Origin of the sequence: Microlunatus flavus, assembly GCF_900110855.1 — a bacterium.
Classification (GTDB): domain Bacteria; phylum Actinomycetota; class Actinomycetes; order Propionibacteriales; family Propionibacteriaceae; genus Microlunatus; species Microlunatus flavus.
Genome location: NZ_FOFA01000005.1, coordinates 170,553 through 182,980, shown reverse-complemented (window position 1 = coordinate 182,980; position 12,428 = coordinate 170,553). Strand labels below are relative to the sequence as shown.

Sequence of the window (12,428 nt, the reverse complement as noted above, 5' to 3'; positions counted from 1 at the left end):
GCACGGCCGCCTGTCGGTGCTCCTCACTACTGTGGCGGGCGTGGAGGTCTGGACCCGCAGCCAGGTGCTGGCCACGGCTCCGGACGACGCGTCCCGCCGGGCCGCGCTGCCGCTCGTCTCCAGCCGGGTGTGGTCGGAGTCGGGTCGTGCTCCCCGCCCAGGCGACGAGCCCGCCGACGAGCTGCTGTGGGGCCGCTGCCACGGCTCGGCCACGTACGCGGTGGTCGTCGCCCCCGGCCCGCCGCCCGCGCTGACGGCCTCCTGCACCTGCCCGAGCCGCAAGTCGCCCTGCAAGCACGCGCTCGCCCTGCTGCTGCGCTGGGCCGACGCCCTGCTGCCGCCCGCCGCGCCGCCGCCGTGGGCCGGGGTGCCCGCTGCGCCCGCCGGCCGGGGCGCGGACCCCGAGCGGGTGCCGGACCCCGAGGCCGCGGCCGCCCGGGCGGCCGAGCGGCGGGCCAAGGTGGACGCCGGCCTCGACGAGCTCGACCGCTGGCTGGCCGACCAGGTCCGCGGCGGACTGTCGGCGTGGGAGCGCCGCCCCTGGGCGCGGGTCGAGGGCGTGGCCGCGCGGATGGTCGACGCGCAGGCCCCCGGGGTCGCCGGCGTCCTCCGCGGCCTGCCCGGGCTGCTCGCGCGGACGGACCAGTCGGGCTGGCCGGCGCAGCTGCTCGAGGCGCTCGCGGGGCTCCACCTGCTGGTCGTCGCCCACCGCGGCCTCGACCGGCTCCCGCCGGACCTCGCCGCGACCGTGCGGTCCCGGATCGGCTACCCGGTCGCCAAGGCCGCGGTGCTGGCCGGTCCGGGCGTGCTCGACGACTGGTCGGCGCTCGGGGCCGTCGACAGCCTGGAGGGCCGGTTGGAGTCGCGACGCGTCTGGCTGTGGGGGCGGGCCACGCAGAGCTGGGCGCTGCTGCTGAGCTTCGCCGTGCCCGGCGCCGGCCTCGACACGAGCGTCGAGGTGGGCCAGGTCCTGCACGCGGCGGTGCACCGCTACCCGGGGGGAGCGGAGCACCGGGTGCTGCTCGGCGAGCAGCAGGAGACCGAGGCGGTCCCGGACTGGCCGCACGAGACGGTCGCCGACGCCCGGCGGCGCTGGGCGGGCCAGCTCCGTGCCGACCCCTGGTCCACGCGCATGCCGGTGGTGCTGCGCGCCGTGCCGGTGCGCCCGGACCACGTCGGCGGGGCCTGGCACCTCGCCGACCCCGACGGCACCGGCGTACGCCTGCTGACCGGGCCCGGCGAGCCCTGGCCGCTCCTCGCGGCCTCCGGCGGCGACGCGGTCGACGTGTTCGGCGAGTGGGGGCCGGCCGGGTTCGCGCCCCTGCGCCTGCTCGACGCGACCGCCGGGACGCCCCGGCTGGTGGCGGCCGCGTGAGCACCGCGACCACACCTCCGGCGCCCGCGAGCCCGGGGCCCGACCTGGTGAACGCCGCGCTGCTCGGCACGGACCGCCGCCCGGTCCCGGCCCCGGAGGGCACCGACCCGGCCGTCTGGCTCCTGGAGGCGGCCGCACGCCGGCGCGCGGCGACCCTCGTCACCGGCGCGACCCGCCGGGTGCCGCTCCCACCCGCCGCCGCACCCGCACCCGACCGTCCGCGGCCGCCGGCGCCCGCGCGCGAGGTCCTTGACGAGATCCTGCTCGTCACGGGCAGCGAGCCGGTGAACCTGTGGCTCCGCGCCGCGCTCGACGCGGGGTTCGGCCTGGCGCCGGAGCACTGGGCGGCCCTGCTCGACCGGGCCCGCCGGGCGAACGACCTCGACCGGCGCCGGCTCGGGGCGGCGCTCGGAGCGCGGGGGGTGTGGTTCGCCCGGCAGAACCCGGCCTGGGCCGCCGTGGTCCGCTCGCTCGAGGCGGCGGCGGACGAGGCCGCCGAGCGCGACCCGACGTTCAACGGCGGGGAGGCGGCCGCGGCCCTGCAGGCGCTCGCCGCCGGCACCCAGCAGGTGGGCGGCGCGCGGGCCCTCGGCCGCCGGGTCGGCACCCGGCTGCCCGTGGACGCGTACGACGCCCTGGCGCGGCTGCGGTCGCAACCCCTGGACGAGCCCGCACGGGTCGGGCTCGCCGCCGCCGAGGAGGTCCTGCGCCTGCGGCTGCACCTCGCCGCCACCTTCGACCACCCCGAGAGGCACCCATGACCGCCAGCACCGAGCTCGCCCCCGCCGACGGCGTCCCCGCCGTGCTGCGCCCGCACGCCGAGGTCGCCTTCGCCGCGGAGCTGGAGGCGCTGGAGGCGTTCGACGCCGAGGAGGGCCGCCCCCGCCCGCCGCGCTGGCGGCTGTCGCCGTGGTCGGTGGTCACCTACCTCGTCGGCGGCACGCTGGCCGACGGCACGGTGGTCAGCGCGAAGTACATCGGCTCGCGACGGCTCATGGAGGTCGCCGTGGCCACGCTGACCACCGACCGCGCCCTGCTGCTCCTCGGGCTGCCCGGGACCGCGAAGTCCTGGGTGTCGGAGCACCTCGCGGCCGCGGTGTCGGGCGACTCGACGCTGCTGGTGCAGGGCACCTCGGGCACGGCGGAGGAGTCCATCCGCTACGGCTGGAACTACGCGCGCCTGCTCGCCGAGGGCCCGACGCCCGAGGCGCTCGTCCCGTCGCCGGTCATGGTGGGGATGGAGCGCGGCGCGCTCACCCGGGTCGAGGAGCTGACCCGCATCCCCTCCGACGTCCAGGACGCGCTGATCACCGTCCTGTCCGAGAAGGTCCTGCCGGTGCCCGAGCTCGGCCGCGAGGTCGCGGCGCGGCCCGGCTTCAACGTCATCGCCACCGCGAACGACCGCGACAAGGGCGTCAACGACCTGTCGTCGGCGCTGCGGCGACGGTTCAACACGGTGGTCCTGCCGCTGCCGACCGACGTCGAGGACGAGGTCCGCATCGTCACGACCCGGGTCGCGGACCTGACCGCGTCGCTGTCCCTGCCGCCGGTGAGCACCGCGGCGGAGGAGATCGAGCGGGTGGTGACGGTGTTCCGCGAGCTCCGTGCCGGCGTCACCGCCGACGGCCGCACCGCGGTCCGGTCCCCGACGGCGACGCTGTCCGCGGCCGAGGCGATCTCGGTCGTCACCAACGGGATCGCACTGGCCGCGCACTTCGGCGACGGCGTGCTGCGCCCCGCCGACGTGGCCTCCGGGATCGTCGGCGCCGTGGTCAAGGACCCGGTGGCCGACGCCCAGGCCTGGCAGGAGTACCTCGACGTCGTCGTCCGCGAACGCCCGGGCTGGGGCGCGTTCTACGAGGCCTGCCGGGACTCGACGTGACGCTCGCCGAGCTCGAGACCGACGTCGCGGCACCGCCGCGCGGCCCGGTCGAGGTCTTCGGCGTGCGCCACCACGGGCCGGGTTCGGCCCGCTCGCTCGTGGCGGCGCTCGACGCGTACGACCCGGACTGCGTGCTCGTCGAGGGACCCCCGGACGCGGACCCGCTGCTGCGCTTCGTGGGCGACCCCGGTCTCGTGCCGCCCGTGGCGCTGCTGGCGTACGCGCCGGAGGAACCGCGCCAGGCGGCGTTCTGGCCGTTCGCGGAGTTCTCGCCGGAGTGGCAGGCGATCCTCTGGGCGCGCCGGCGCGAGGTCGAGGTCGGATTCTGCGACCTCCCGGCCGCGATGACGCTCGCGCCCCAGGGGCGCACCCTGCTCGACGAGGCCTCCGACGGTCTTGATGGTCCCGACGGGTCCGACGACGCCGAGCGGGGCGAGGAGGCCGGGGAACGGTCGGCGGTCGAGGAGCTGCTGGGCGCTCCGGCGCCACGGGGTGGGGACGCGGCCGCGCTGCGCCGCCTGGCCGGCCGCGACCCGCTCGGAGCGCTCGCCCAGGCGGGCGGCTACGACGACGCCGAGCGCTGGTGGGAGGACGTGGTCGAGGGCCGGCTGGACTCCTCCTCGCCCTTCCCGCTCGTGCTCGAGGCGATGGGGGAGCTGCGCCGGCTCGTCGGGCAGCGCCACGGCCGGTACGCCGAGGGCGAGGCCCGGCGCGAGGCGATGATGCGCCAGACCATCCGCGCCGCGCTCAAGCGCGGCCGCACCCGGGTCGCCGTGGTCTGCGGGGCCTGGCACGCCCCCGTGCTCACCGCACCGCTCGGGCCCGCGGCGCCCGACGCGCGGACCCTGCGCGGCGCCGCGAAGCGCAAGGTCGTGTGCACCTGGGTGCCGTGGACCCACCGGCGCCTCGCCGCCTCCAGCGGCTACGGCGCCGGGATCACCTCGCCCGGCTGGTACGCGCACCTCTTCGAGGCCCGCGACGCGCCGGTGGTCCGCTGGCTCACCGCGGTGGCCGGCGAGCTGCGCGGGCGCGACCTGCCCGTCTCCAGCGCGTCCGTGATCGAGGCGGTCCGCCTGGCCGAGACCCTCGCGACGCTGCGGGGCCGCCCGCTGGCCGGGCTCACCGAGGTGACCGACGCGACGCGCTCCGTGCTCTGCGACGGCGACGAGCTGGCCCTGCGCTTCGTCACCGACCGGCTGGTCGTGGGGGAGCGGCTCGGGGAGGTGCCCGCCGCCGTCCCCACGGTGCCGCTGGAGGCCGACCTCGCGGCGACGACGCGGCGGCTGCGGCTCAAGCGCGAGCCGGCCGCCCGCAGCCTCGACCTCGACCTGCGCCGCGGGATCGACCGGGAGCGTTCGCAGCTGTTCCACCGCCTGCGGCTGCTCGAGCTGGCCTGGGCCGCGCCGGCGACGAGCGACGTGCAGGCCACCGGGACGTTCCGCGAGACGTGGCGGCTGCAGTGGCATCCCGAGCTGGCCATCGCCGTGGTGGAGGCGGCCGTGTGGGGGACCACCGTCGAGGCCGCCGCCACCGCGCGGGTCGACGCCGTGGTCGAGGGGCAGAGCCTGGTCGAGCTCGCCCGCACCGTCGAGCGCTGCCTCCTCGCCGCCCTCCCGGACGCGCTCGACCGGCTGCTCGCCGCCTGCGCGGACCAGGCCGCACGCGATGCCGACGTGCTGCACCTGATGGAGGCGGTCCCCGCCCTCGCGCGCGCCGCGCGCTACGGCGACGTCCGCGGCACCGACACCACCGCGCTGCGCCAGACCTCGGAGGTCCTCGTCCGGCGCACCTGCGCCGGGCTCGCGCGGGCGACGACGGGTCTCGACGACGACAGCGCCGTACGGGTCCGCGACCTCGTCGACGCCGTCCACGCCGCGGTCGGGCTGCTGGCCCAGGAGGGCGCGACCGACGTGCGCCGCGAGTGGCTGGGAACGCTCGCGGCGCTGGTCGGGCGGGCGGACCTCGCCCCGCTGCTGCAGGGCCGCCTGACCCGCCTGCTCGTCGACGCCGAGCTGGTGCCTGACGCCCCGGCCCGCCTGCACCGGGCCCTCTCCTACGGGAGCGCGGCGGCGGCCAAGGCGGCGTGGGTCGAGGGCTTCTTCACCGACGGCGCCGTCCTGCTCGTGCACGACCCGGCGCTGCGCGGCCTGCTCGACGGCTGGGTGGCCGGGCTGGGCGACGAGGAGTTCACCGACGTGCTGCCCCTGGTGCGGCGCACGTTCGGGACCTTCTCGACGGTGCAGCGCCGGGCCCTCGCCCAGCGCCTGGCGCACGGCGACGCGGCGGGTCCGGCGCCCGACGCGGACGGCCCCGACGAGCTCGTCGCCCCGGTGCTGGCCACGGTCGAGACCATCCTCGAGGCCGGCCGTGGCTGAGCGCGAGGAGAGCGACGCCTCCCCAGCCTCCGGAGCCTCCGGCGGCTCCGCGCGCGACCGGCGCTGGCGGCTGCTGCTCGGCGAGCCGGCGCAGGAGGCGCTCGAGCCCGGCCTGTCCGCCGACGAGCAGCAGATGGACCGGGCGCTGGCCGCGCTCTACGACGCCGACGACCCCGACGGGTCCGGCGACCTGCGGCGGGTGCGCCGTCATGGGGGCCTGGGCGCGTCGGCCCCGTCGGTCGCCCGGTGGCTCGGCGACATCCGCGCCTACTTCCCGACGTCGGTCGTCCAGGTCCTGCAGCGCGACGCGATCGAGCGGCTCGACCTCGCCTCGATGCTCCTGGAACCCGAGCTGCTCGACTCCGTGCAGCCCGACGTGCACCTGGCCGCGACGCTGGTGGGGCTCAACACGGTCATGCCGGAGACGACCCGGCGCACGGCCCGCCTCGTCGTGGCGCGGGTGGTGGCCGAGATCGAGCGCCGGATCGCGCAGCCCACCCGTTCCGCGGTCCACGGCGCCGTCAACCGGGCCGCCCGCACCTCCCGGCCCCGACCGCGCGACATCGACTGGAACGCCACCATCGCGGCCAACCTGCGCCACTACCTGCCCGAGCACCGCACCGTGGTGCCCGAGCGCCTGGTCGGTTACGCCCGCGCGTCCCCGGCCGTCACGCGCGACGTCGTCGTGGTCCTCGACCAGTCGGGCTCGATGGCGGAGTCGGTCGTGTTCGGGGCGGTGTTCGCCGCCGTGCTCGCCTCGATCCGGTCGCTGCGGACGTCGCTGGTGGTCTTCGACACCGAGGTCGTCGACCTCACCCCGCACCTCGACGACGCCGTGGACGTGCTGTTCGGCTGCCAGCTGGGCGGCGGGACGGACATCAACCGCGGGCTCGCGTACGCCGCGGAGCTCGTCCGGGCGCCCGAGGACACCCTGCTCGTGCTCGTCACCGACCTCTTCGAGGGCGGCGACGCCGAACAGCTGCTGCGCCGCGTGGCCTCGCTCGTCCGCAGCGGCGTCACCGTCGTCGTCCTGCTCGCCCTCAGCGACTCGGGCACGCCGGCGTACGACCACGAGCACGCGGCGGCGCTGGACGCGCTGGGGGTGCCGGCCTTCGCCTGCACCCCCGACGCCTTCCCCGACATGCTGGCCGTCGCGCTGCGTCGCGGCGACGTCGGGGCCTGGGCCGCGGCGCAGCAGGCCGCCCGCGCGACCTGAGCCGTGCCTACGGGGCGGTGTACCAGTTCCGCTCCCAGCGGTGCCGGCGCAGCGTCTCCAGCTGCGCAGGCGTCAGGGGTGCGCGGTCGCTGGTCGCGGCGTTCCGCTCGACGTTGCGCACCGTCCGCATGCCCGCAATGACCGTGGACACGGCCGGGTGGGCCAGCACGAAGCGCAGCGCCACGTCGGCCAGCTCGTCGCGCCCGATCCCCAGGTCCTCGGTCAGCGCGCGGACGTGCTCCTCGAGCTCGGCGAGCCGGGCGCCGCCGAAGTAGCGGGCACGGAAGTCCCCGGCCTCGAACGTCGTCCCCGGCCCGACCCGCCCGGTGAGCCCGCCCTCGTCGAGCGCGACCCGCACGATCACGCCGACACCGTGCTCCTGGCACGCCGGCAGCAGGGCGTCCTCGGGCGCCTGGTCGAAGACGTTGTAGATCACCTGCACGGTGTCGACGACGCCGCTGCGGACCAGCGCGACGCCCTGCTCGGGCTGGTGGTCGTTGATCGAGACCCCGAACGCGCCGACCAGCCCCTCGTCCTTGAGCGACTGCACGGTCTCCAGCCAGTCGCCGTGGCCGACCCAGGAGTCGCTCCAGACGTGGAGCTGGAGCACGTCGAAGCGCTCGAGCCCGCTGGCCCGCAGGCTCTCCTCGAGGCTGGCCCGGATGTGCGCACCCGGGAAGGTCTCGCTGACGTCGACGTCGTGGCGGGCCGGCCACTCGCCGTTGCGCGGCGGCACCTTCGTGGCGACGACGAGCCCCTCGCCCGGGTGGCGGCGCAGGACCTGCCCGACCAGCTCCTCGCTGCGCCCGTAGCCGCGGGCGGTGTCGACGAACGTCCCGCCCAGCTCGATGAACCGCTCCAGCGCGGCCAGCGACTCGTCGTCGCGGGCGCCGACCCACCCGCCGCCGGCGCCGCCGATGCCCCAGGCGCCGAAGCCGATGTCGGACACGTCCAGGCCGGTCCGGCCCAGTCGTCGGTGCTGCACGAGGTGCTCCCTTCGTCGGTGCGGCCCCGCTGCGGCGGACCGGACGCGGGACGGATCGTGTCCGGTCCCGGTCCGACGCCTCGCGACCGCCTAGTCTTCTCCGGGTCGAATTCTGCGACGAGGGCGAGGAGCCGAGGTGGGTGCACGGAGCGTGGAGGACTCGTCCGCGGTCGTCGACGCCCTCCGGGGCGGCGGGGCGGACGGGCTGTCCGCGGTGTACGACCGCTGGTCCCCGCTGGTCTACAGCCTCGCGCTGCGCGCCCTGGGCGACGTGACCCGGGCGGAGGACGTGACCAAGCAGGTGTTCACCGAGCTCTGGACCGGCCGCGGCAGCGTCGAGCCCGGCCACGCGTCGTTCTCGGCCTGGCTGATCGAGCTGGCCTGCGCCCGCATCGAGGACGCGCGGGCGGCGACCGGTGCCGTCCCGGGCGCCTCCACGGAGGCGGGTCGGGCCGAAGGGTCTGGTGAGGGACGGTCCAGACCGGTGGTCCTGGCCGAACGCCTGGTGCTGGCGGACGGGCTGTCGCACCTGGACCCCGTCCCTCAGCGCGTTCTACGGATGATCCTCGACGACCTCACCCCGGCCGAGGTCGCCGCTCGTACTGGGCTGTCCGTGGAGGACGTCAAGAGCCAGGTCGCCAGCAGCCTGATCCAGCTGCGTCAACGGTGGGAGGTCCCCACGGATGCACACTGACCCGGAACTGCTCGCCCTGCTCGCCCTGGGCGAGGAGGTTGGCAGCGAGGCGGACCGCGAGCACGTGCGCTCGTGCCCGGTCTGCGCGGCCGAGCTGGCGGAGCTCCAGCACGTCGTGACGCTGGCCCGCGGCGCGGCCGACCTCGCCATGAGCGACCCCGACCCCCGCGTGTGGGAGGCGATCCGCACGGAGATCCGCGGCGTGCCGACCCAGAGCCCCGAGGGCGCCGTCGACGTGCGCGAGCTCGCCGTCCACGCCCGGCTGACCCCGGTCGCGGCCGGCTGGTCCGCCGCGACCGGTGACGCGGAGCTCGGCACCGACGCCCAGGGGCGGCGGGTGCTGCAGGTGACGCTGCACGCGGACCTGCCGGCGGCCGGCATCCGGCAGGCGTGGCTGCTGCACCGCACGGACCCGTCCCGGCGTCAGACGCTCGGCATCCTCGACGGCCGCCACGGGCTGTGGACGGTCGAGCACGCGATCGACCTCGACGAGTTCGGCATCCTCGACATCTCCCAGCAGAGCATCGGCAGCACCGAGCACTCCGGCGACACCATCGTGCGCGGGGAGCTGGTCCCGGCCGCCTGAGCCGGGACCGGCACCGGACCCACGGGCCGCAGCCGTGGAGCGGGCGCCGTCGCGGCGGGGCACTATCGTCGCCGGCACGGTGCTGGGGCTGGTCCTCGCCGTCGGGGCCGGCCTCGTCGCCCTCACCGGGCGGGCGCCCGTGGCGTCACCTCCCGTGGCGCCACCTCCCGTCGCGCCGGCGACGTCGGCCCGCCCGTCGACCACGGCCCCGCCGCCACGGCCGGGACCCGCGTACCCGGTCCGTCGCGTCGGCACGCTGGGCGACCGCAGCGCGCTGGTCAGCGGCCGCGGCGACGCCCAGCTGCGCTACACCCGGGCCCCGGGCAACGGGACCCGCCTGCACTTCATCTGCACCGGCTGCGACGCGCGCACCTGGCTCGTCGAGTGGCCCCGCGGCACGGCGGTGGGCGGCGGCCCGCTCGCCGACCCCACCGCCGTCACCGCCACGCTCGACACGTCCGTCGGCGAGCGCGGCGTGCGTGGACGGGCGACCCGCCTGGTCGTCGCGGCCCCGGCGCACGCGGAGTGGACCGTGACGCTGACCCCCTTCGACGTGGTGCCGCTGCACGAGGCGACCTTCGACGGCCTGGGCGACGACGTGGTGGCGGTGCGGGCGCGGGGCGACCTCGCGCTGCGCTGCGGGGCGGCGGGGTCGTTCCGCGTGCTCGCCCGGCCGGCGCGGGCGGCGGAGTACGTCGACGGCGGGGTGCGGCGCACCGGCGCCACCGGGACCTCGGCCGTACCCGCCGTGCGCGGGACCGACCGCCTCGTCGTGGAGGTCGCCTGCCCCGGCCGCTGGACGCTGACCCTGCCCTGAGCGACCGTGAGAGCATGCAGGGCGTGAGCGCCGTCCCCTCTGTCTCGTACTCCATCACCGTCCGGCTGGAGGTCCCGGCCGGCGGCGCGTCGGTCAGCCAGCTGACCACCGCCGTCGAGCAGGCCGGGGGCGTGGTCACGGCCCTCGACGTCACGGCCTCGGGCCACGAGCGGCTGCGGATGGACGTCACGGTCGCCGCGCGCGACACCAACCACGCCGACGAGATCGTCGAGATCATGGCGGCTGTCCCGGGCGTGGTGATCGGCAAGGTCAGCGACCGGACGTTCCTCATGCACCTCGGCGGCAAGATCGAGATGCAGACCAAGCACCCGATCCGCAACCGCGACGACCTGTCGATGATCTACACCCCCGGCGTCGCCCGCGTGTGCCTCGCGATCGCCAAGAACAAGGACGACGCGCGCCGCCTCACGGTCAAGCGCAACTCGATCGCCGTCATCACCGACGGTTCCGCCGTCCTCGGGCTCGGCAACATCGGCCCGGAGGCCGCGCTGCCGGTGATGGAGGGCAAGGCGGCCCTGTTCAAGCGCTTCGCGGGCATCGACGCCTGGCCGCTGTGCCTCGACACCCAGGACGTCGACGAGATCGTCGCGGTCGCCAAGGCGGTCGCGCCGGGCTTCGCCGGGATCAACCTGGAGGACATCTCCGCGCCGCGCTGCTTCGAGGTGGAGCGCCGGCTGCGCGAGCTGCTCGACATCCCCGTCTTCCACGACGACCAGCACGGCACCGCGATCGTGGTGCTGGCCGCGCTCTACAACGCGCTGCGCGTGGTGGGCAAGGACATCGCGCAGGTGCGCATCGTCATGTCCGGGGCCGGCGCGGCGGGCACGGCGATCATCAAGCTGCTGCTCGCCGCCGGGGCCGGCGACATCGTGGTGGCCGACATCGAGGGCGTCGTGCACCGCGGCCGGGGCGGCCTGGCCGGGGAGCTGCTCTGGCTGGCCGAGCACACCAACCGCCTCGACTTCACCGGCTCGCTGCGCGAGGCGGTGGCGGGGGCGGACGTCTTCGTCGGGGTGTCGGCGCCGAACGTGCTGCGCGGGGAGGACGTCGCCACGATGGCGGAGGACGCGATCGTCTTCGCGCTGGCCAACCCCGAGCCGGAGGTCGACCCCGTCGAGGCCAGCCGGTACGCGGCCGTCGTCGCGACCGGCCGCTCGGACTTCCCCAACCAGATCAACAACGTGCTCGCCTTCCCGGGCGTGTTCCGCGGGCTCCTCGACGCGCAGTCCTCCGAGATCACCGAGACGATGCTGCTCGCCGCCGCGCGGGCGCTCGCCGGGGTCGTCTCCGACGGCGAGCTCAACGCCGCCTACATCACGCCCAGCGTGTTCAACGCCGACGTGCACACCGCCGTCGCCGCCGCCGTCCGCCGGGCTGCCGGCGGACCCGCCGAGCTCCCGGCCGATCCCTCCGACGACCTGGCCGGGTCCGAAGTCGCGGTGTGACCCCGGCACCCGCGCTCGGGGGCCAGGGGTCGCGCCGGCTGCTGGACCGGCCCGGGCCCACGACCCGCACCCTGGTCACCCTCGCCGCCGTCCTCGGCGTCGCCGTGCACCTGTGGGGTCTCTACCGCGATCACGGGCCGCCCTCGGTCGGGTGGTTCCCGCAGGCCGACAAGCTGGAGCACCTCGTGGGCTTCGGGCTCCCGTGCCTGCTCGTGCTGCTGGCCCTGCACGTGCACGCGGCGGCCCGGGGTGCGCGACCGCGGATGCGTACCGTCGTCGGTGTGGCCGTCCTGTTCGCCGTCCACGCCGTGGTGAGCGAGGTGGTCCAGGGCGAGGCGTACACGACCCGCTCCGGCGACCCGCTCGACGCCCTCGCCGACCTCGCCGGCACCACGCTCGGCCTGCTCGGCTACCTCGCGCTGCGGGGCCGCCGTGAGCGGTGAGGCGCGTCCCGGCAGCCTGCTCGTCGCCAGCGTCGCGCTGGCCGACGGCGTCTTCGACGGCACGGTCGTGCTGGTCCTCGACGCCGACGGCGACGGCGCGCTCGGGGTGGTGCTCAACGAGCTGTCGCCCACGGCGCTGGAGTCGGTGCTGCCCGACTGGGTGCCGGTCGTGTCCGAGCCGCGGCTGCTCTTCCACGGCGGGCCCGTCTCGCCGAACGGCGCCATCTGCCTCGCCCGGGTCCGGGTCAGCGGCGAGGAGCCCCCGGGCTGGCGGCGGCTGTTCGGCGACGTGGGCCTGCTGCACCTCGACACGCCGGTCGAGATCGTGCGCGGCGCGTACGACGACCTGCGCATCTTCGCCGGCTACGCGGGGTGGGCCTCCGGGCAGCTGGAGTCGGAGCTGGAGGAGGGCATGTGGCACGTCGTCGACGCCGAGGCCGGCGACGTCTTCGGCCACGAGCCGCTCGAGCTGTGGCGGGTGGTGCTGCGCCGCCAGCGCGGCCCGCTGGCGCTGTTCTCGACCTGGGTCGACGACCCGACCCAGAACTGACACGCACCGCGCAGCAAGATCGGCGTCCGGTGAGGACGT

General features: G+C 76.5%; 12 protein-coding genes. 11 read left to right on the top strand and 1 reads right to left on the bottom strand.

Features of this window, described 5'->3' with window-relative positions:
* Positions 1-40: 40 nt before the first annotated feature.
* From BMY04_RS13305 to BMY04_RS13285, 5 genes are read left to right on the top strand one after another with little or no spacing between them, the layout of a single operon-like run.
* Positions 41-1,375, top strand: a complete 1,335-nt coding sequence (locus BMY04_RS13305; protein WP_170854125.1) for an SWIM zinc finger family protein — start codon at positions 41-43, stop codon at positions 1,373-1,375.
* The gene (locus BMY04_RS13300) at positions 1,372-2,136 is read left to right on the top strand and encodes a DUF5691 domain-containing protein (RefSeq protein WP_091181230.1); all 765 of its coding nucleotides are present in this window, start codon (positions 1,372-1,374) and stop codon (positions 2,134-2,136) included. The genes BMY04_RS13305 and BMY04_RS13300 overlap by 4 nt, the downstream gene beginning before the upstream one ends.
* Positions 2,133-3,257: an ATP-binding protein gene (locus tag BMY04_RS13295; protein WP_091181228.1), complete on the top strand. Its 1,125-nt coding sequence runs from the start codon at positions 2,133-2,135 to the stop codon at positions 3,255-3,257. Before BMY04_RS13300 ends, BMY04_RS13295 begins: the two co-directional genes overlap by 4 nt.
* Positions 3,254-5,632, top strand: coding sequence for a DUF5682 family protein (locus BMY04_RS13290; RefSeq protein WP_198410140.1), 2,379 nt, complete (start codon positions 3,254-3,256; stop codon positions 5,630-5,632). The genes BMY04_RS13295 and BMY04_RS13290 overlap by 4 nt, the downstream gene beginning before the upstream one ends.
* Positions 5,625-6,848: a VWA domain-containing protein gene (locus BMY04_RS13285; RefSeq protein WP_232506384.1), complete on the top strand. Its 1,224-nt coding sequence runs from the start codon at positions 5,625-5,627 to the stop codon at positions 6,846-6,848. The genes BMY04_RS13290 and BMY04_RS13285 overlap by 8 nt, the downstream gene beginning before the upstream one ends.
* A gap of 7 nt (positions 6,849-6,855) precedes the next feature.
* Here BMY04_RS13285 and BMY04_RS13280 read toward each other — a convergent pair whose 3' ends face one another.
* Positions 6,856-7,833, bottom strand: a complete 978-nt coding sequence (locus tag BMY04_RS13280) for an aldo/keto reductase (protein WP_091181225.1) — start codon at positions 7,831-7,833, stop codon at positions 6,856-6,858.
* Positions 7,834-7,969: 136 nt separating this feature from the next.
* Here BMY04_RS13280 and BMY04_RS13275 point away from each other — a divergent pair, with 136 nt between their 5' ends.
* The 6 genes from BMY04_RS13275 (at position 7,970) to BMY04_RS13250 (ending at position 12,389) form a co-directional block, all read left to right on the top strand.
* Positions 7,970-8,527, top strand: coding sequence for a sigma-70 family RNA polymerase sigma factor (locus BMY04_RS13275; protein ID WP_170854124.1), 558 nt, complete (start codon positions 7,970-7,972; stop codon positions 8,525-8,527).
* Complete coding sequence (locus BMY04_RS13270; RefSeq protein WP_091181217.1) at positions 8,517-9,113, top strand: hypothetical protein; 597 nt, start codon at positions 8,517-8,519, stop codon at positions 9,111-9,113. The genes BMY04_RS13275 and BMY04_RS13270 overlap by 11 nt, the downstream gene beginning before the upstream one ends.
* Before the next feature lie 79 nt (positions 9,114-9,192).
* Entirely contained in the window at positions 9,193-9,930 is a 738-nt protein-coding gene (locus BMY04_RS13265) for a hypothetical protein (RefSeq protein WP_139209848.1), read from the top strand.
* A 23-nt stretch (positions 9,931-9,953) separates the two neighbouring features.
* Entirely contained in the window at positions 9,954-11,396 is a 1,443-nt protein-coding gene (locus tag BMY04_RS13260; protein WP_091181737.1) for an NAD-dependent malic enzyme, read from the top strand.
* Entirely contained in the window at positions 11,393-11,839 is a 447-nt protein-coding gene (locus BMY04_RS13255) for a VanZ family protein (RefSeq protein WP_091181212.1), read from the top strand. Before BMY04_RS13260 ends, BMY04_RS13255 begins: the two co-directional genes overlap by 4 nt.
* Positions 11,829-12,389, top strand: coding sequence for a YqgE/AlgH family protein (locus BMY04_RS13250; RefSeq protein WP_091181210.1), 561 nt, complete (start codon positions 11,829-11,831; stop codon positions 12,387-12,389). The genes BMY04_RS13255 and BMY04_RS13250 overlap by 11 nt, the downstream gene beginning before the upstream one ends.
* Positions 12,390-12,428 lie beyond the last annotated feature (39 nt).

Coding starts and splice junctions, on each gene's coding strand:
- BMY04_RS13270 (WP_091181217.1), top strand. CDS start 8,517: ATGCACACTGACCCGGAACTGCTCGCCCTGCTCGCCCTGGGCGAGGAG.
- BMY04_RS13295 (WP_091181228.1), top strand. CDS start 2,133: ATGACCGCCAGCACCGAGCTCGCCCCCGCCGACGGCGTCCCCGCCGTG.